The 17,834-nt window shown below is 58.9% G+C and carries 15 protein-coding genes, 1 tRNA gene and 1 pseudogene; 6 read left to right on the top strand and 11 right to left on the bottom strand.

The genetic code is table 11. From position 1 onward, the window contains the following. Positions 1–57: 57 nt before the first annotated feature. The 3 genes and pseudogenes from odhB to lpdA all read left to right on the top strand — a co-directional run. A pseudogene (gene odhB / locus ACSBLW_RS17760) lies at positions 58–1,278 on the top strand (2-oxoglutarate dehydrogenase complex dihydrolipoyllysine-residue succinyltransferase); the annotation flags it as partial. Positions 1,279–1,359: 81 nt separating this feature from the next. Continuing rightward, positions 1,360–1,755, top strand: coding sequence for an MAPEG family protein (locus ACSBLW_RS17755; protein ID WP_435257928.1), 396 nt, complete (start codon positions 1,360–1,362; stop codon positions 1,753–1,755). An 81-nt stretch (positions 1,756–1,836) separates the two neighbouring features. After that, the gene (gene lpdA / locus ACSBLW_RS17750) at positions 1,837–3,225 is read left to right on the top strand and encodes a dihydrolipoyl dehydrogenase (RefSeq protein ID WP_435257927.1); all 1,389 of its coding nucleotides are present in this window, start codon (positions 1,837–1,839) and stop codon (positions 3,223–3,225) included. A gap of 39 nt (positions 3,226–3,264) precedes the next feature. Here lpdA and ACSBLW_RS17745 read toward each other — a convergent pair whose 3' ends face one another. Then, positions 3,265–3,915: a GntR family transcriptional regulator gene (locus ACSBLW_RS17745; RefSeq protein ID WP_435257926.1), complete on the bottom strand. Its 651-nt coding sequence runs from the start codon at positions 3,913–3,915 to the stop codon at positions 3,265–3,267. Positions 3,916–3,947: 32 nt separating this feature from the next. Continuing rightward, positions 3,948–4,652 carry a M48 family metallopeptidase gene (locus ACSBLW_RS17740; protein ID WP_435257925.1) on the bottom strand — a complete coding sequence of 235 codons (705 nt, stop codon included), beginning with the start codon at positions 4,650–4,652 and terminating at the stop codon, positions 3,948–3,950. Positions 4,653–4,787: 135 nt separating this feature from the next. On the opposite strand from ACSBLW_RS17740, the gene ACSBLW_RS17735 reads away from it, so the two are divergent. Both ACSBLW_RS17735 and ACSBLW_RS17730 read left to right on the top strand, forming a co-directional pair. After that, positions 4,788–5,123 carry a TIGR02300 family protein gene (locus ACSBLW_RS17735; protein WP_435257924.1) on the top strand — a complete coding sequence of 112 codons (336 nt, stop codon included), beginning with the start codon at positions 4,788–4,790 and terminating at the stop codon, positions 5,121–5,123. A gap of 103 nt (positions 5,124–5,226) precedes the next feature. Further along, positions 5,227–5,302 (top strand) — tRNA-Ala (locus tag ACSBLW_RS17730). A 65-nt stretch (positions 5,303–5,367) separates the two neighbouring features. Here the strand turns inward: ACSBLW_RS17730 and ACSBLW_RS17725 are convergent. The 9 genes from ACSBLW_RS17725 to ACSBLW_RS17685 form a co-directional block, all read right to left on the bottom strand. Then, positions 5,368–7,452 (bottom strand): exonuclease domain-containing protein, encoded by a 2,085-nt coding sequence (locus ACSBLW_RS17725; protein ID WP_435257923.1) that lies wholly within the window; start codon positions 7,450–7,452, stop codon positions 5,368–5,370. Positions 7,453–7,477: 25 nt separating this feature from the next. Then, complete coding sequence (locus ACSBLW_RS17720) at positions 7,478–7,864, bottom strand: response regulator transcription factor (protein WP_435257922.1); 387 nt, start codon at positions 7,862–7,864, stop codon at positions 7,478–7,480. 11 nt (positions 7,865–7,875) lie between these two features. Next, on the bottom strand, positions 7,876–8,397 hold the full coding sequence (locus ACSBLW_RS17715) for a hypothetical protein (RefSeq protein ID WP_435257921.1): 522 nt from the start codon (positions 8,395–8,397) through the stop codon (positions 7,876–7,878). A gap of 14 nt (positions 8,398–8,411) precedes the next feature. Then, positions 8,412–10,238 carry a DUF294 nucleotidyltransferase-like domain-containing protein gene (locus ACSBLW_RS17710; protein ID WP_435257920.1) on the bottom strand — a complete coding sequence of 609 codons (1,827 nt, stop codon included), beginning with the start codon at positions 10,236–10,238 and terminating at the stop codon, positions 8,412–8,414. A 63-nt stretch (positions 10,239–10,301) separates the two neighbouring features. Beyond that, positions 10,302–12,257, bottom strand: coding sequence for a sodium:solute symporter family protein (locus ACSBLW_RS17705; protein ID WP_435257919.1), 1,956 nt, complete (start codon positions 12,255–12,257; stop codon positions 10,302–10,304). 13 nt (positions 12,258–12,270) lie between these two features. After that, positions 12,271–12,528 (bottom strand): DUF4212 domain-containing protein, encoded by a 258-nt coding sequence (locus ACSBLW_RS17700; protein ID WP_435257918.1) that lies wholly within the window; start codon positions 12,526–12,528, stop codon positions 12,271–12,273. A 61-nt stretch (positions 12,529–12,589) separates the two neighbouring features. Beyond that, entirely contained in the window at positions 12,590–13,258 is a 669-nt protein-coding gene (locus tag ACSBLW_RS17695; protein WP_435257917.1) for an adenylate kinase, read from the bottom strand. Positions 13,259–13,274: 16 nt separating this feature from the next. Further along, positions 13,275–15,239 (bottom strand): acetate--CoA ligase, encoded by a 1,965-nt coding sequence (acs, locus tag ACSBLW_RS17690; RefSeq protein WP_435257916.1) that lies wholly within the window; start codon positions 15,237–15,239, stop codon positions 13,275–13,277. A 368-nt stretch (positions 15,240–15,607) separates the two neighbouring features. Then, positions 15,608–17,248 carry a SulP family inorganic anion transporter gene (locus ACSBLW_RS17685; RefSeq protein WP_435257915.1) on the bottom strand — a complete coding sequence of 547 codons (1,641 nt, stop codon included), beginning with the start codon at positions 17,246–17,248 and terminating at the stop codon, positions 15,608–15,610. Between the two features lie 76 nt (positions 17,249–17,324). Between ACSBLW_RS17685 and ACSBLW_RS17680 the strand changes: the two genes are divergently transcribed. Next, positions 17,325–17,813, top strand: a complete 489-nt coding sequence (locus ACSBLW_RS17680; RefSeq protein WP_435257914.1) for a pyridoxamine 5-phosphate oxidase — start codon at positions 17,325–17,327, stop codon at positions 17,811–17,813. Positions 17,814–17,834 lie beyond the last annotated feature (21 nt).

Below are 17,834 nucleotides of genomic sequence, written 5' to 3'. Positions count from 1 at the left end.
GGCCACCATTGGCCTCGCCCGACCGCAAATGACAGAACGCCGCAAACGGCGTGGAGGAAGACAAAAATGACCGACGTTATGGTGCCCGCCCTCGGCGAATCCGTCAGCGAAGCCACCGTCTCCACCTGGTTCAAGAAGGTGGGCGATTTCGTCAAACAGGACGAAATGCTGTGCGAACTGGAAACCGATAAGGTCTCCGTCGAAGTCCCGGCCCCGGTTTCCGGTGTGCTGGCCGAAATCATCGCCGGCGAAGGCGAAACCGTTGCCGCGAATGCTCGCCTTGGCATCATCACCGAAGGTGCTGCCGCCGCTGCCGAGGCCCCGAAAGCTGAAGCCGCCCCTGCCGCTGCTGCCCCTGCCGCTGCGGCCCCGGCCAAGGCCGTTGAAGACGCGCCATCGGCCAAGAAAGCCATGGCAGAGGCTGGCCTGTCCCCCGATCAGGTCCAAGGCACGGGCCGTGATGGCCGCATCATGAAAGAAGACGTGGCCAAGGCTGTTGCAGCACCTGCAGCCGCCGCCCCCTCGCCTGCCCCCGCCCCGGCTTCCGTGCCACGCGGCCCGGTCTCGGCTGATGATGCCAGCCGCGAAGAGCGTGTGAAGATGACCCGCCTGCGGGCCACCATCGCCCGCCGCCTGAAAGACGCACAGAACACCGCCGCGATGCTGACCACCTATAACGAGGTGGACATGTCCGGCATCATGGAACTGCGCAACACCTACAAAGACCAGTTCGAGAAGAAGCACGGCGTCAAGATGGGCTTCATGTCCTTCTTCGTCAAAGCCTGCTGCCACGCGCTGAAAGAAGTGCCGGAAGTGAACGCCGAAATCGACGGCGGCGACATCATCTACAAGCACTACGTCCACATGGGCGTGGCTGTTGGCACGCCTTCGGGTCTGGTGGTTCCGGTTGTCCGCGACGCCGACCAGATGGGCTTTGCCCAGATCGAAAAGAAGATCGGCGAGCTCGGCCTGCGCGCCCGTGACGGCAAGCTGTCCATGGCTGAAATGCAGGGCGGTTCCTTCACCATCTCGAACGGCGGCGTCTATGGCTCGCTCATGTCCTCGCCCATCCTGAACCCGCCGCAGTCGGGCATCCTTGGCATGCACAAGATCCAGGATCGCCCCGTGGTCGTGAACGGCCAGATCGTCATCCGTCCGATGATGTATCTCGCCCTCTCCTACGATCACCGCATCGTCGACGGCAAAGGCGCCGTGACCTTCCTCGTCCGCGTCAAAGAGGCGCTGGAAGACCCGCGCCGCCTGCTGATGGATCTGTAACGGAGTCGGGCTGAAGCCCGACCTACAAGCGCGTAGGGCGGGCTTCAGCCCGCCTCATGCAGCCGAAACGAAGGCACGCTGATGACCCCCGAACTCACCGCCCTTGCCCTTTGCGGCCTGCTGCAAGCCGTGCAGTATATTGTCTTTGCCATTCCCGCGAATATCGAACTGGGCACCCGTTATACCTCCAGCCCCCGCGATGTGCCGCCCAAGCGGTCGCTCTCGACCATGACCGGTCGGTTGCAGCGCGCGATGAACAACCATTTCGAGGGGCTGATCCTGTTCACCCTTGCGGTGGTCGTTGTGACCTTGGGCGAGCAGTCCACTTCTGTCACCCAATGGGCGGCTTGGGTGTTTCTTGCGGCCCGTATCCTTTATGTTCCCGCCTATGCCCTTGGCCTCGCCCCGTGGCGTTCGGCCATCTGGGGCGTGGGTTTCTTCGCCACCCTCACCATGATCGTGGCGGCTCTGATCTGAATCTCGTATGCACAGGGGGTGTACGGGGGGTGTACGGAAGGTGACACCCCATTCGCACCCCGAAATCGAAGGAAATGACCCATGGCAGAATTTGACGTCATCATCATCGGCGGTGGTCCCGGCGGCTATGTCTGCGCCATCCGTTGCGCGCAACTCGGCCTGAAAACCGCCTGCGTCGAAGGCCGTGACAGCCTTGGCGGCACCTGCCTGAACGTCGGCTGCATCCCGTCAAAGGCCCTGCTGAACGCCACCCATCAGCTTCACGAAGTCCATGAAAACTTTGAAAAAATGGGCCTGATGGGCGCACATCCCACGGTCGATTGGGCCAAGATGCTGGACTATAAGCAGGGTGTGATCGACGGCAACACCAAGGGCATCGAATTCCTGTTCAAGAAGAACAAGGTGACGTGGCTGAAAGGCTGGGGCTCGATCCCCGCCCCCGGTCAGGTCAAGGTCGGCGATGACGTGCACAGCGCAAAAAACATTGTGATTGCAACGGGTTCCGAGCCAGCAAGCCTGCCAAACGTGCCCGTGGATGAAGAGGTCATCGTCACCTCGACAGGCGCTTTGACGCTGCCAAAGGTGCCCAAGTCGATGGTCGTGATCGGTGCTGGTGTCATCGGTCTGGAAATGGGTTCGGTCTATGCCCGCTTGGGCGCCGAGGTGACGGTGGTCGAATATCTGGACGCTATCACCCCCGGAATGGATGCCGAGGTGGCGAAGAGCTTCCAGAAGATCCTTTCCAAGCAAGGCCTTAAGTTCGTTCTTGGGGCCGCCGTTCAGGGCGCTGAAAAGACCAAGAAGGGCGCGAAGGTCACCTACAAGCTCAAGAAGGACGACAGTGAACACAGCATCGAAGCAGATGTGGTTCTGGTGGCTACGGGCCGCAAACCCTATACCGCCGGTCTCGGACTTGAAGCCCTCGGCGTGGAAATGCTGCCGCGCGGTCAGGTCAAGACCGACGCCCATTGGCAGACCAGCGTGAAGGGCATCTATGCCATCGGCGACGCCATTGTTGGCCCCATGCTGGCCCACAAAGCCGAAGATGAAGGCATGGCCGTGGCAGAAGTCATGGCGGGCAAGCATGGCCATGTGAACTATGGCGTGATCCCCGGCGTGGTTTACACCACCCCCGAGGTTGCAACCGTAGGCGCCACCGAAGAGCAACTGAAAGAGCAAGGCCGCGCCTATAAGGTTGGCAAGTTCAGCTTCATGGGCAACGGCCGCGCCAAGGCGGTTTTCCAAGCGGATGGCTTTGTTAAGCTGCTGGCCGACAAGGAAACCGACCGCATTCTGGGCTGCCACATCATCGGCCCGGCTGCAGGCGATTTGATCCACGAAGTCTGTGTGGCCATGGAATTCGGCGCTTCGGCTCAGGATCTGGCGCTGACCTGCCATGCTCATCCGACCTATAGCGAGGCCGTGCGCGAAGCCGCGCTTGCCTGTGGCGACGGTCCAATTCACAGCTGATCCAGAAAGGGGCCGCGAGGCCCCTTTTTTCATACCCCGTCAGCTTGCCAGATGGCGCAAGCCCTGTGTGACGTCGGTGCGCACGGCCAAGCGCAATCCGGGCTCATCCCCTGCTCGAAGCGCAGCCAGAATCATTCGGTGATGCTGCGGAGGCTCCTTGCGCTTCAGCCGCGAGTAAAGCGACCGCATGGTCGGCCCCAATTGCAGCCAGACCGTTTCACACATGGCCAACATGGCAGGGGCTTGCGCCCGCAGGTAAAGCGTCCTGTGGAATTCAAGGTTGGTCCTCACATAGGCCACCGCATCCTGCCGAACCACGGCGTCGGCATTCAGCGCATTGATCGCCGACAAACGCTCGATCAGCGCGAAATGCGCCCGTGGCAAGGCTCGGGCAGCCATTTCCGGCTCTAGCAATGCCCTGATCGAGGCCAGTTCTTCGATGCGTTCAGGGCTGAGTTCGGGTGTTGAGACGCGGCCAGAGGACGAAATTGTCAAAGCCCCTTCTGCAACCAAGCGTCGAATTGCTTCGCGCGCCGGGGTCATGGAGACACCATGCTCTTTGGCAAGCCCGCGCAGCGTCAAAGGCAGCCCAGGCGCCAGTTCGCCATGCATGACCTGCTGGCGAAGGCTGCGGTAAAGCCGCTCATGTGCGGCGGCATTCGGGTCTGTCAGGCGTGGTGTGATTGGCATAGCGGTAGCGAAGCACTCAAAATCGTCTGCGGTCAATCCTCAGACGATGTCACAGGCCCGAAATGATACCCGTGCAAGGCCTGGCCCTGGTCATGCAACCAAGCCCGCTGAGGCTTCCAATGTGGATAAAGGCGTTCAACAACCGACCAAAACGCGGGGGAATGGTTCATCTCGGCCAAATGGGCCACTTCATGCGCGGCCACATAGTCAAGCACCCGCGGCGGAGCCATGATCAGGCGCCACGAAAACATCAACGCACCGTCATGGGCGCAAGAGCCCCAGCGAGACCGAGTGTCGCGCAAGGTCAGCCGTGTATAAGGCAAGCCCAAAATCGCAGAATAGCGATCGCAGGCAGCGGCAAGACGATTGCGGGCAAACACTTTCAGAAAGGCCCCCGCCCGAACCCCGGCCTGATCTGCATGGCCTGGCAACAGAAGCGAATCGCCTTCAAATCGGACAGAGCGGCCGGTTCCCGGTTCCAGACGGCAAAGACGGCCTTCGATCGGAATCTGCGATCCAAAGGAAACCATTTCCCGACTTGGCATGGCTGCCAGTTGCTTGCGAATCCATCCTTCCTGCTCGGAAGCAAAGCGCAGCGCCTCGGATTCCCGTGCACGCAGCGGCATGGACAGCGTTACACGTCCGTCAAGCCGCGAGATTCGCAGCGAAAAACGGCGAGTGCGCGCCGAACGGCGCAGGGTGATTTCGACAGGAGGTTGACCTAAAAGAACGGGCATTTACGGCTCTTGAACTGCCAATGCAGAATAGCCACATGCACATTGACCGCAATGGGTCGAAAAGCCTTTGACAGCAGGGCCGCACTGTGGCAAGCGACCCCGACTCTGGAAATCCACAGCCTTAAGGGAAACACTATGCCCAAGGAAGAATGGGGTACGAAGCGCGTTTGCCCGACGACCGGGAAGCGTTTCTACGACCTGAACCGCACGCCGATCATCAGCCCCTACACCGGGGAAGTGGTCGATATCGAATCTGCCCGCCGCAAGCTTGCCGCTTCGGTGATCAGCCGCTCGACGCCGAACAAAGACGATGATGATGTGATCGTGGACGATTTGGATGCAGATGATGATCTGCTCGAGACGGCATCGGACGATTCCGATCTCGACGATGATCTGCTGGAAGATGACACGGACGACAACGTCTCGCTGGATGATCTGGCCGACGTTGCAGGCGACGAAGAAGAAAGCTGAGAATTTGGCGAGGGTGCGAAAAAGGTGCAAATTCCCTCTTGCACCCCCCCGCTGCCTCGCCTAAACACCGCGCATCGAAACGGAAACGTGACGATATCCCGGTGGGGTCATAGCTCAGATGGGAGAGCGCTTGAATGGCATTCAAGAGGTCGGGAGTTCGATCCTCCCTGGCTCCACCAAATTAACAAAAGGCCGCCCACCGGGCGGCCTTTGTCTTTTCAAACAGTGGATTAGGGTTTGCAGCTCACGCCTGTTGGTTCAGGTCTTTCAAAAGACGGCCATGACGGCGCACTTCGGTGACGACTTCTCCAAAGCTTCCGAAACCGCGCCCAGCCAACATGGGAACCAGTTTCAGGAATGCATCTGCCGTTGCGACGGTGTCGCCGATCGCTGTGTGACGTGCCTCTTCGGGAATGGTGATCCCAAGGCGATGCGTCAGCGCGTCCAGGGAATGCACCTCATGCTGACCGTAGACCACTGCTGACAGCAGCACAGTATCCAAAACCGGATGATCGAACCTAAGCCCAAGTTGCGCTTCCTGCCGTCGCAAAAACTCCATGTCGAATGGGGCGTTATGGGCGATCAACACCGCGCCTTCCGCGAACTTGTGAAAACGGGCCACGACCTCTTCTACAAAGGGGGCCTCTTGCACCATCGCATCCGTAATCCCATGAACTTCGGTTGAAGACAGGGGGATGGGTCTGCGCGGATTGACCAAGGTATCGAATACCTCGCCATCCACGCGTCGTCCGTTGACGATTCGCACAGCCGCGATCTGAACGATTTCGTCCCCTTGGGCTGGCAACAGACCGGTGGTTTCGGTGTCGAATACAACGTAGGTCAAATCTTCAAGTCGTGCATCCTGCACCTTGGCGTTTCGCGCCTTCGACAGCAGGTCAAAGTCGTAGACGACCGCCCGTGAAATGGGTGCGGGACGCCGAACGACCCGGCGTGCTTGCGGAATGGGAAGGGATAGCCTGCGCAGCCCATCCGGCATTGTTTCCGGCCAGATTTCGGTTGAATGCATCATCAGCACCGACCGCCGCAATACGTCCGCCAGACCCGGCTCTAAGGGTGCGTCGAGCCATTCCGACAGCCTGCCCATGGGCAAAGAGGGACCATTCCAGATCATGCTGATCAAGCCTCCGGTGCCATCCTCTTGCACAACCAGATGGAAAGCCTTGGCCAGACCGGCCTTGCCCATTTCTTCGGCCAACCCAGCCAGTAGGGCGATGATCTCAAAACCGTTGCACCGAAGCAAAAGATCAGCGCTCTGCGTCTCTACGGTCAGGCCGTCAGCCTCCATCCGCGCGCGCAGACCTTCCAGAAGATCAGAGTCACGCGTCATGGACAGTGGCCAGCCGTCGTCGCGGCCGTCATCATGTCGTTTCGATAGCTCCGTGACAGCTTGGGCCAAATGCCCCACCTCTTCCCGCAGCGCATGGTCCAGACGCCCCGGCGCAGCCGCACCTTCGGGGATGACTTCAATCAGCGTCGAGAGGTTCGCCGCAGGGCGACGGACGCGGTCAAAAACTTCGGCCAAGAGCGCCTCTCGCCTTGCGTGAGACGCCATGTCGGCCGTCACATCGCGCAGCGTCAGGACGTAACCCGGCACCGATCCGCCCTCCCCCACCATGAGACGCATACGGGCAGACATAATCCGGGCACCGCTGACCGTAGACACCAGCAGATCTGATGCGGCATCGGGGTCACCAGTTGCGATCAGGCGATCATGCGCCAGCCGAATAGGGCCTTCCCTCAGATAATCGAACAGGCGCCGGTCAAGGCCCGGCGCAGTGTTGCCAACGCCAATCAAATCAACCGCCTGCCCGTTATAAAAGGCAAGCGCATGGTCCCCCGAACAGAGCAAGACACCTACTGGCACATCGGACAAAAGCGCCTCAAGTCGCGCCTTTTCATCGTTCAGCCGTGTCGTCTCACGGGCGACAGCCTCTGCAAGTGCATTGCGCGTTTCAGCCAGAGACTGCGCCGTCGCTGTTGCCGCTGGCGCGAGATCGCCAAGGTATCGGGCAATCGCAGCATCCATTTCGCCCGTCACGTCGGCATGGGCACGCGCCCGCAAGGCACCAGCCAAGATATCAATGGGTTTAGCGACATTCGTGTCAAAAAGGTACCAGACCCAGGTGATCAGCCCCAGCGTGACGAACGCGGCAACTGTCCCGCCCTGGATGAAGGCCGATAAAATTTCCGGATCGCCAAGGCGTCGGTAACCGAGCGTCAAACCGACAGCCAAAGCCACCATCGCCCCTGCGGCCAAGGCGGCAAAAAACAAGAATATTCTCAGACGAAGTGAAAGCCGGGTCAGCATTGCTGGCCTCCCCTTTTCGTTCCGGTCACGCCCCCAGAAGGCGGCGCACCTCCAATCGCAACTCTTGAAGTTCAAAGGGCTTCGAAATGAACCCGTCTGCCCCAAGGGCAAGTCCCTTTCGACGTTCAATCGCGGATCCCCGCGCCGTCATCATCAGGATCTTCACGTCAGACAAATTCGGGTCAAGACGCACCCCTTGGCAAATCTCATAACCAGAAACTTCGGGCAGCATGACATCCAGCAGCACCAAATCTGGATGCGTGTCACGAATGCGCCCCAAGGCTTCTGCACCATTGGCAATGCGGTCGTGCTCATAGCCCTCGCGTGTCATCAGGTAGTCCAGAGCTATGGCGATGTTGTCTTCATCTTCGACCACAAGAACCCTGTGACGTTTTCCCACGTCCGCGTTCATCTCATCCTCCCCTAGCTGGCCTTGCAGGCCGCCGTCTCAAACTCGTCACTCACAAAACCCTGTGTCCACTCGCCGCCTTTAAGGGCGCCTTCTGCGGTAATTTCGACGCCTTCGGTCACAAGGACGTGGCGCTTGGCCATGCAATCCACCACAACCAGACCGTCACGAACCGGTGTCCATCGCGCAAAGTTGAACAGTTTCGCCATCCTCAGATCCGGATTGTTCGGATGCGCGGCAACGCTGCGAACATCCATAGCGACAAAGCGGGTCGTGATCGGCGCCAAATAGGTCCATGGACGCAGAGGCATGGCCTCGGTTGGATGCCAAACGACCTCAACGCCCTCTGGAAGTTCGTCGCTGACACGGGCAAACCAGTCATATTCCGACCAGATGGTAAAGCCGATCAGACCAACACCCGCAGCGGCAGAGACAAACCATTTCGGCAGACGATTCCCCGAGAGTTTGCGCAAGATAAGCGCAAGGCCACCCAACACAAACGAGGCGACGATAGCGGCGATGAGTTCAAGGGCCATTCAAGCTCCGGTCATTATGTTCTTGCGCCGCGGGCTTGACCCACAGCGGATTGCATTGTCCGCACAACGACAAAGGCGTCGCGCAAGTGGCTGCGCTCGAAATCCGAAAGATCCGAGGGCGCGAGAAAGTTATCGGGCTTACGCCCGGATCTGACCAGACGCGCCTGATTTTCCAAACGGGTCTCAGCGATCAGATCATAGGCTTCGATCAGATCGCGAGCCCCAGAGGCGCTAATGATACCCGCATGTTCTGCCGCCTCAAGCCGCGCGCGCGTGTTTGCTGGCTCCAACTCACCTACAAGTGCATAGACGCGCCCCAGATCAACGACCGGCACAACGCCGTTGTGCTTCATGTCGATATGGTTCTTGTGCTCTCCAGAGCGGATCGTCGCAAAGCCGCGAAGCAATCCCAAAGGCGGCGTATGCTTCAGGCTGTTTGAAACCATATGGGCCACAAAGATCGAATTCTTTGCGGCAAGGTCCAGCGTTTCGGCCTGAAGATCGCGGAACAAGCTTGCCTGACCGCCGATAGGACGCAAATCAAACATCACGCTGGCCAACATTTGGGCCATTGGGTCAGGCTTGGCAATCCAGCCCCGAAAATACTGCCGCCAAATGCGCACGGGTTGGCACCATTGCGGGTTTGTCGCCATCATATCGCCGGGGCAGTAGACGTAACCACAGGCGTGCAGCCCGTCCGAGACGAATTTCGCCAAGGCAGCGTAATAGGGCATGTCAGCTTCGGTCACTGCATCATCAATCATGATGCAGTTGTCCTGGTCACTGACACCTGTCTGCTCTTGCCGCCCCTGTGAGCCACAGGCAAGCCAAAGATAAGGAACCGGCGGGGCACCAAGGCTAGCCTCGGCCATTGAAAGCAGCCTGCGCGTCACCGTATCGGCAATGTCCGTGATCAGTCGCGTCACCACTTCATGCGCGTTATGCCCGCCAACCAACTGAACCAGCAGCTTTGGAATGCGGGCGGTGACAGCGGCCATTTCTTCGATTGACTCAGCCGTAGCCGCATCGCGCACGAGTTGCGCAGAACTGACGGCCTGAAAGCGGGTCAGGTCCGTCTGCGTGACCATCCCCACAAGGCGCCCATCTTCGACCACTGGCAAATGGCCAATGCGGCGTTCAAGCATGATATGCAGGATGTCGGATCCCAGCGAATTTGGGGTAAGCGTCACGGGGTCCGCAGTCATGATCTCGGACACCGGAACGGAAATGTCCAATCCACCTGCGACAACCTTGTTCGCCATATCGCGCGTTGTAACGATTCCGACGAAGCGGTCCCCGTCAATCACACCAAGCGAAGAGACCTTGGCATCCCGCATCTTCTGGGCCGCCACTTTCACGCTATCGGATACCGAAACCGCAATCGGTTTGCGCGACGCCATCAGATCGCCCACCTTTTGCGTCGTCAGATCATTTCCTCGGTTTTCGCCACCGCGTCCCCGGCTGAAAAACCTTTCGAACGCAGGGAAATTCGCAATCAACCTGCGAAATTCAGGCACCGGCAACAGCAGTAGCACAGCGTCTTCGGTCACCCTTGCACTGGTCACAGCCAGACCGTCACGGGCTAGTCCGCGTTCACCAAAACTGTTCCGGGGACCAAGAAGCGAAATCACCTGCCCCGACGGCTCGGTAACTTCGACGGTCCCGCGCTTGATCAGATAAAGCCCGTTCAGCGGCTCACCGGCATGGTAAACCTCTTCTCCGGCATTGAACTCTCTGCGGCTGAAGGAATTGGCGACGCGCGCCAACTCGTCCTGCGGCAGGGTATCGTAGGGATGAACGCTTTCCAGAAAGGCAATGACAGTCGAAATCGAAGTATTCATGGCCTCGGTCCGCAAACAGAAGGGGACGCGCCCCCGGATCGCTCCGGGGACGCGTTTGTTCGCTTAGTGCGCCTGAGCGGCACCGGCACCTTTCGGCACGCGGATCGATTCCACCAGTTCGACAACATCCTGCGGCGGAGCCTTGGTGGCCATCGAGACCACATAGGCGACACCGAAGTTGACCAGAGCACCGATGGTGCCGATCGACAGCGGCGAGATACCGAAGAAGTAGTTGGCCGGAACGTTAGCGTACACGTTCGTACCCGGGATGAAGAACCAGCCGAGGTAGAGGAAGATGTACACAGCAGTGAAGACCAGACCAGCGAGCATGCCGAGGATCGCGCCTTCTTTGTTGATGCGCTTCGAGAAGATGCCCATCATCAAAGCCGGGAAGATCGTCGCAGCAGCCAGACCGAAGGCCAAAGCCACAACCTGCGCGGCGAAGCCGGGCGGGTTCAGACCCAAGTAGGTTGCGATGGCGATAGCAACACCCATCGACACACGAGCAGCCAGCAGTTCGCCTTTTTCCGAGATGTTCGGATTGATCGAACCCTTGATCAGGTCGTGCGACACGGCCGACGAGATTGCCAGCAGAAGGCCAGCAGCGGTCGACAGAGCAGCAGCCAGACCACCGGCAGCCACGAGAGCGATAACCCAACCCGGCAGAGCAGCGATTTCAGGGTTCGCGAGAACCATGATGTCGTTGTCGACCTTGGTCAGTTCGTTACCGACGAAGCCGAGTTCGGCCAGCGTCTTGTCGCCAAGTTTGGCTTCCGACAGGGCCTTGTCACGAGCTGCGGTCGCATCGGTGACAGCAGCCTGCAGCGCGGTCTTATCGGCATCCGCCGCAGCTTCAGCCAAAGCCTTGTTGGCATCAGCCAAAGCCTTGTTGGCCTCCGTAACCGGACCCGGTTCACGGAAGTACTGGATCAGGCCGTCGCCGTTCTTGTCTTCATAGGCCAGAAGACCGGTGGCCTTCCAGGTGTTGATCCACGACAGTTCGGGCTTCGAGTCGATGTCAGCGATCGACAGGGCCGGAGCCGAAGTCGCAGCACCGGTCACACCACCGGGCCAGAAGGTTGTGGTCAGGTTCAGACGAGCCATAGCGCCAACTGCCGGAGCGACAGTGTAGAGCAGCGCGATGAACACCAGCGCCCAACCGGCCGAAGAACGCGCATCGGCGACCTTCGGAACGGTGAAGAAGCGGATGATCACGTGCGGCAGACCGGCAGTACCGATCATCAGCGACATGGTGAACAGGATCATGTTGAACATGTTCGTGGTGTCAGCCGTATAGGCGGTGAAGCCCAGTTCGGTTACAAGGCTGTCCAGCTTGGCCAGCATCGTAAGATCACCACCCGAAGGAGCGTAGCCGCCGATCAGGCCAAGCTGCGGCAGGATGTTGCCGGTCAGGTTCAGCGAGATGAACAGCGCCGGAACGGTATAGGCGATGATCAGAACGATGTACTGAGCAACCTGCGTGTAGGTGATGCCCTTCATACCGCCAAGAACGGCGTAGGCGAACACGATTGCAGCACCGATGTAGAGGCCGGTGTCTGTCGACACTTCGAGGAAGCGCGAGAAGGTCACACCAACGCCGCGCATCTGGCCGATAACGTAGGTCACCGAGATGATGATAAGGCAGATAACGGCCAGAAGACGTGCGCCGCCCGAATAGAAACGGTCGCCGATGAATTCAGGCACGGTGAACTTGCCGAACTTCCGCAGGTACGGGGCAAGCAGCAGCGCCAAAAGCACATAACCGCCGGTCCAGCCCATGAGGAAGGCCGACTGCTGGTAACCGCCGGCCGGAGCCAGAGCGATGATACCCGCCATCGAGATGAACGAAGCCGCCGACATCCAGTCAGCGCCGGTTGCCATACCGTTCATGATCGGGTTCACACCCTGACCAGCGGCATAGAATTCTGCGGTGGAGCCGGCACGGGCCCAGACCGCGATCCCGATGTAGATGGCAAAGGTGATGCCAACCACGATCAGGTTAAGGGTAAACTGATCCATCTGTCCCTGTTCCTTATTCTTCGACGCCGTATTCTTTGTCGAGCTTGTTCATCTTTGCTGCGTAAGCAAAGATCAGCACGAGAAAGACGTAGATCGAGCCGTTCTGGGCGAACCAGAAACCGAGGTCTGCGCCACCGACCATAATGCCCTTGAGGGCGGGCCGGAGGATGATGCCAAGGCCGAACGAGCAGAAGAACCAAATTGCGAGTGAAATAAGGATCACCCGCACGTTGGCTGCCCAGTAGGCGCTGGACGAAGATTTATCCGCCATGAGTGCTACTCCCTGAGTGTTCTCTCCACACCTGCGCCCCTTTTGGGGCGCAAGCCTCCCCTTATGCCGCTACGCGCTTGACGATCGAGCCAAGCCCGGTCCGGATATCGGCGATGGCACCCATCGCGTCGATCTTTTCCAGAACGCCCTTACCATCGTAATAAGCGATCAGCGGCGCCGTCTGCGCGTGATAGGCTTTCAGCCGTTCGCGCACAGTTTCGGCATTGTCGTCGGCCCGGCGTTTGAAATCCGAGCCGCCGCATTTGTCACAAGTGCCCGCTACGGCAGGCTTCTTGAATTCGTCGTGATAGCCTTCCCCGCAAGATCCGCAGGTGTAGCGGCCCGACACACGGCCAACCATGGCCTCGTCGTCCACTTCAAGGCTGATGGCGGCATTGACCTTTTGACCAGCCGCCTGAAGCAATCCATCCAGAGCCGCAGCCTGGCCTGCCGTGCGAGGGAAACCGTCAAGGATGATGCCCTTCGACACATCCGGCTGCGCCATCCGGTCTTTCAGAATAGCCAGAACGATTTCATCCGAAACAAGCTGGCCGGCCTCCATGACGGCTTTCGCCTTCTTGCCAGCTTCCGTGCCTGCAGCGACGGCAGCGCGCAACAGATCGCCGGTCGAAAGCTGGACCAGACCAAAGTCCTCTTCCAGCATCCGGGCCTGCGTGCCTTTCCCGGCCCCCGGGGGGCCGAGAAGGATAAGTACAGTCGGGTTCGTCATGTCTTTAGCCACCCGATTAGCCCCGGTTCATTCGGTTTTCGATCAGCTGATCGACCACCGACGGATCGGCAAGGGTCGAGGTGTCGCCCAAGCTGCCAAAGTCATTCTCGGCGATCTTGCGCAGAATACGGCGCATGATCTTGCCCGAACGGGTTTTCGGAAGCCCCGGCGCCCATTGGATAAGGTCCGGCTTGGCAATCGGGCCAATCTCGGTCCGCACCCAAGCTTCCAGTTCCTTGCGCAACTCCGGCGTCGGCTCGACGCCGTTCATCAGGGTGACGTAGGCGTAGATGCCCTGCCCCTTGATGTCATGCGGGTAGCCCACCACGGCGGCCTCGGCCACTTTCTCATGTGCCACAAGGGCGCTTTCGACTTCGGCAGTCCCCATACGGTGACCAGAGACGTTGATCACGTCGTCAACGCGGCCCGTGATCCAGTAGTAACCATCTTCATCACGACGGCAGCCGTCGCCGGTGAAGTAATAGCCGCGATACTGGCCAAAATAGGCCTCTTGGAACCGCTCATGATCGCCCCAGAGGGTCCGCATCATGCCCGGCCAAGCATCCTTGATGCAAAGCACGCCATCGGCCTTGGTTTCGGTCTGCACTTCAGCATTCGACGGGTCCAGTATGATCGGCTGCACACCAAAGAACGGCTTGGTGGCCGAACCCGGCTTTTGCGGGATTGCGCCCGGCAGCGGAGTGATCAGGTGACCACCGGTTTCGGTCTGCCAGAAGGTGTCAACGATCGGGCAGCGCCCCTTGCCGACATTGGTGTTGTACCAGTTCCAGGCTTCCGGGTTGATCGGCTCACCCACCGAGCCCAAGAGTTTCAGCGACGACAGATCGTGCTTTTCAACCCATTCGGTGCCCATGCCCATCAACGACCGGATCGCAGTCGGCGCGGTGTAGAACTGGTTGACCTTGTGCTTGGCGCAGACTTCCCAGAAGCGGCCAGCATCCGGATAGGTCGGAACGCCCTCGAACATCACAGTGGTGCCGCCATTGGCCAACGGGCCATAGACGATATAGCTGTGGCCAGTCACCCAACCCACGTCTGCAGTACACCAGTACACATCGCCTTCCTGATAATCGAAGGTGTATTGGTGGGTCATCGCTGCATAGACGAGGTAGCCGCCAGAGGTGTGAACAACGCCCTTCGGACGACCAGTGGAACCCGAAGTGTAAAGGATGAACAGCGGATCTTCGGCACCGACTTCCACATAGGGGCAATAGGGCTTTGCAGCGGCCATTTCTGCCTTCAGGTCGATGTCGCGTCCATCAACCCAGGTGGTCTGGCCACCAGTGTGCTTGACGACAAGGCATTTCACTTTGTCAGAGCAATCAAACAGCGCCTTATCTGCATTTGCCTTAAGCGGGGTTTGACGACCACCACGCGGAGCATAGTCGGCCGTGATCAGAACTTTCGCTTCCGAGTCATTGATCCGGTTGGCCAAAGCATCTGGCGAGAAGCCTGCGAAAACCACCGAGTGGATCGCGCCGATACGGGCGCATGCCAACATTGCATAGGTCGCCTCTGGGATCATCGGAAGATACAGGACGACCCGGTCACCCTTGGTCACGCCATAGGACTTCAGGACATTCGCCATGCGGCTGACGTTTTCCAGAAGCTGTGCATAGGTGATGTGCTGGGCCGGGGTCTTCGGATCATCCGGCTCCCAGATGATTGCGGTCTGGTTCGCACGGGTCAGCATATGGCGGTCGATGCAGTTTGCCGAAACGTTCAGCGCGCCGTCTTCGAACCATTTGATCGACACTTTGCCGAATTCAAACGTCGTGTCCTTGACCTTGGTGAAGGGCTTGATCCAGTCGATGCGCTGACCATGCTCAGCCCAGAATGTTTCCGGATCGGAAACCGAAGCCGCATACATCGCCTCGTAATCAGCTGCCTTGATATGCGCGTTCGCAATAAAATCTGCCGGGGCGGAATAGGTCCCCTGAGCTGCACCTTGGTCCGACATCAAGTCCTCCTTCAAATGGGCGGGCCAGCGCCCATGTCCTGCTCCCACCTCAACACGCGACGCAGGAAGCTCCAACCTGTGCACACTCTATACATCCGTCAATCACAAGGTAACCCCTTTTAGATGTTCATTTTTTTTGTAAATTTATTGACTTTCAGGTAGTCAATTTGTCAATTCTCCGGTCAATGCCAAAAATTTGACAAGCTTTTTCAATAGCCTGCAGCTCACGGAACGGTGAACGCTACGCAACTTTCGAACTTTTCGCAGTCAAGCCGCGCAATATGCCGCAACGTCGCATATTGCCTTTCTCGGAACCGCGGGAGTTTTTCACCGAATCGCGCACTGTCCTGCCCCGAATCACGATTGCGCTAACGTTTTGCTTCAGCTCGATCCACCGCAACACGATCTGCGACAAACCGAACCAAGGGCTCGTTCGCCCCCTGCGCCATCAGGCTTTGGCGAACTTCGGGCCTGACACCTACAAGATATAGTAATCCACCCTTGCGCGCTACTTTATTCGCTAACAACTCAAACGATCTTGCGCCTGACGAATCAATGAAGGGCACATCTGTGAAATCCACAACAAAGGCGCGGGGATGATCGGCAATCCGATCCAAAACCGAACCCAAACGGGCGGCTGCGCCAAAGAAGTATGGCCCTCGCAACCGATAGGTCACCCGGTTTTCGTCGGCTGCCATTTCCGGCGAAATGATGGCGTCATCCCCCGGTTCGACTTGTGCGGCTTCCGACATGCGGCGAATGAACACCAAGCCACCCAAAGCGAAGCCAACGACAATCCCTTCTGTCAGATCACGGAAGACAACCAACAGGAAAGTGGCCAAGACCACCATCGCGTCTCCTTTTGAGGACTTAACAAGCGCCCAGAACTCTTCCTTTTCAGCCATGTTCCAGGCAACAACGGCCAGAACACCAGCCAAGGCAGCCAAGGGAATAAAGGCGGCCAAAGGGGCCGCAATCAACATGAAGGCAAGGACGAAAAGCGCGTGCAACATGCCCGACACCGGGCCACGACTGCCGGCGCGAACATTGGTCGCCGTGCGTGCAATCGTTCCTGTCACACAAAATCCGCCAAACAGCGCAGATCCGATATTCGCCACACCCTGCGCCACAAGCTCGGCGTTGCTGCGATGCTGCCTTCCGCTCATTCCGTCCGCCACGACAGCCGACAAAAGCGATTCAATCGCCCCCAGCAGCGTAAAACTTACGGCAAAGGGCAAAGCCGCCCAGACCTTTTCGGCACTGAAATCCGGCAAGGACGGAACCGGGGGCACACGAGGCAATTCGCCAAAGCGTGATCCGATTGTTTCGATCTGCAGACCACCGACAGCAACCGCGACCGACGCAAGGGCAACGGCGATCAGCATGTTTGGCAATCCGGGGCGCAGCCGCTTTATCCCGACCACCATGGCAATCGTGGCCAATGCAATCGCAAAGGCGGGCCATGTGACGGTGCCTCGCACGTCCCACAAAGCCTCTGCCTTGTGAAGGATTTCCGCCGGTTCCGGGCCGCTCAGGGTCAGCCCGAACAACTCCTTCAGCTGGCTTGTAAAGATGATGACAGCGATTCCGGCGGTAAACCCGACCGTCACTGGATAGGGAATGAACTTGATATAAGTGCCAAGTCGAAGCCCCCCCAAAGCCAGCAAAAGAAATCCGGAAATGAAGGTGGCAAGGATCAGTCCCTGCACGCCTGTTGCCATCACACAGGCCGAGACCAGAACGATAAAAGCCCCGGCCGGCCCACCGATTTGAAACCGGCTACCGCCAAGGAGAGACACCAGAAAGCCACCGATGATCGTGGTGTAAAGCCCGCGCTCCGGTCCAACGCCACTGGCAATCGCGATGGCCATAGACAGCGGCAAAGCCACAATCGCCACGGTCAACCCCGCCATCACATCTGCACGCAAGTCGGAAAGAGAATACCCCTCTTTAAAGACTGTAATCAGTTTCGGCAGGAACTCGGGAGGGGGAGAGCTTGTATCGATCATTTCTGGGCCTTAGCCATTGTCCCGATACAAAACGTCCGCGCCCCCCTTGCTGTCAACTGTTGTGAATATAACACCGATGCCGAAACGCCCTGATCCCGTCTCCCCGGCAGATGACCAAGCCATTGCCTTGGCACGATCCCTGCTGGACATCGGCCATGCCTCCCTCGCCTATATCGACGCAGTGACCCAGACTCCCGGTATCAGCCGTATCGCCTTCGGACTGGCGCCCGACGGCATGCCGATGACATTGATCTCAGCCCTCGCGCCTCATTTCGACGGGTTAAAAGCGCAGCCCGCCTGCGCCCTCATGTTTGGCGAACCGGGCGAAAAGGGCGATCCCCTGACCCATCCCCGCCTTATGCTTCGGGCCAAGGCGCGTTTCGTCTTGCCGAATGACGCAGCACGTCCAGACCTTCGCGCCCATTGGCTTGAGATTCATCCAAAAGCCAAACTCTACATCGACTTCTCCGACTTCGCCTTGGTTCTCCTTGAACCAGAAGCCGCGTTGTTGAATGCAGGGTTTGGGCGCGCTTTCGGCCTGACACCAGAGCAACTCTTGAAATGAAAAGCGGCCCCGAAGGGCCGC

Origin of the sequence: Thioclava sp. FR2 (genome assembly GCF_051200875.1) — a bacterium.
Lineage (GTDB): Bacteria > Pseudomonadota > Alphaproteobacteria > Rhodobacterales > Rhodobacteraceae > Pseudotabrizicola.
This window is presented reverse-complemented; position numbering and strand designations above follow the sequence as displayed.

Bases quoted from the DNA above. Each gene is read 5' to 3' on its own strand.
- ACSBLW_RS17755 (WP_435257928.1), top strand. From the start codon at position 1,360: ATGACCCCCGAACTCACCGCCCTTGCCCTTTGCGGCCTGCTGCAAGCC.
- lpdA (WP_435257927.1), top strand. From the start codon at position 1,837: ATGGCAGAATTTGACGTCATCATCATCGGCGGTGGTCCCGGCGGCTAT.
- ACSBLW_RS17745 (WP_435257926.1), bottom strand. From the start codon at position 3,915: ATGCCAATCACACCACGCCTGACAGACCCGAATGCCGCCGCACATGAG.
- ACSBLW_RS17740 (WP_435257925.1), bottom strand. From the start codon at position 4,652: ATGCCCGTTCTTTTAGGTCAACCTCCTGTCGAAATCACCCTGCGCCGT.
- ACSBLW_RS17735 (WP_435257924.1), top strand. From the start codon at position 4,788: ATGCCCAAGGAAGAATGGGGTACGAAGCGCGTTTGCCCGACGACCGGG.
- ACSBLW_RS17725 (WP_435257923.1), bottom strand. From the start codon at position 7,452: ATGCTGACCCGGCTTTCACTTCGTCTGAGAATATTCTTGTTTTTTGCC.
- ACSBLW_RS17720 (WP_435257922.1), bottom strand. From the start codon at position 7,864: ATGAACGCGGACGTGGGAAAACGTCACAGGGTTCTTGTGGTCGAAGAT.
- ACSBLW_RS17715 (WP_435257921.1), bottom strand. From the start codon at position 8,397: ATGGCCCTTGAACTCATCGCCGCTATCGTCGCCTCGTTTGTGTTGGGT.
- ACSBLW_RS17710 (WP_435257920.1), bottom strand. From the start codon at position 10,238: ATGAATACTTCGATTTCGACTGTCATTGCCTTTCTGGAAAGCGTTCAT.
- ACSBLW_RS17705 (WP_435257919.1), bottom strand. From the start codon at position 12,257: ATGGATCAGTTTACCCTTAACCTGATCGTGGTTGGCATCACCTTTGCC.
- ACSBLW_RS17700 (WP_435257918.1), bottom strand. From the start codon at position 12,528: ATGGCGGATAAATCTTCGTCCAGCGCCTACTGGGCAGCCAACGTGCGG.
- ACSBLW_RS17695 (WP_435257917.1), bottom strand. From the start codon at position 13,258: ATGACGAACCCGACTGTACTTATCCTTCTCGGCCCCCCGGGGGCCGGG.
- acs (WP_435257916.1), bottom strand. From the start codon at position 15,239: ATGTCGGACCAAGGTGCAGCTCAGGGGACCTATTCCGCCCCGGCAGAT.
- ACSBLW_RS17685 (WP_435257915.1), bottom strand. From the start codon at position 17,248: ATGATCGATACAAGCTCTCCCCCTCCCGAGTTCCTGCCGAAACTGATT.
- ACSBLW_RS17680 (WP_435257914.1), top strand. From the start codon at position 17,325: ATGCCGAAACGCCCTGATCCCGTCTCCCCGGCAGATGACCAAGCCATT.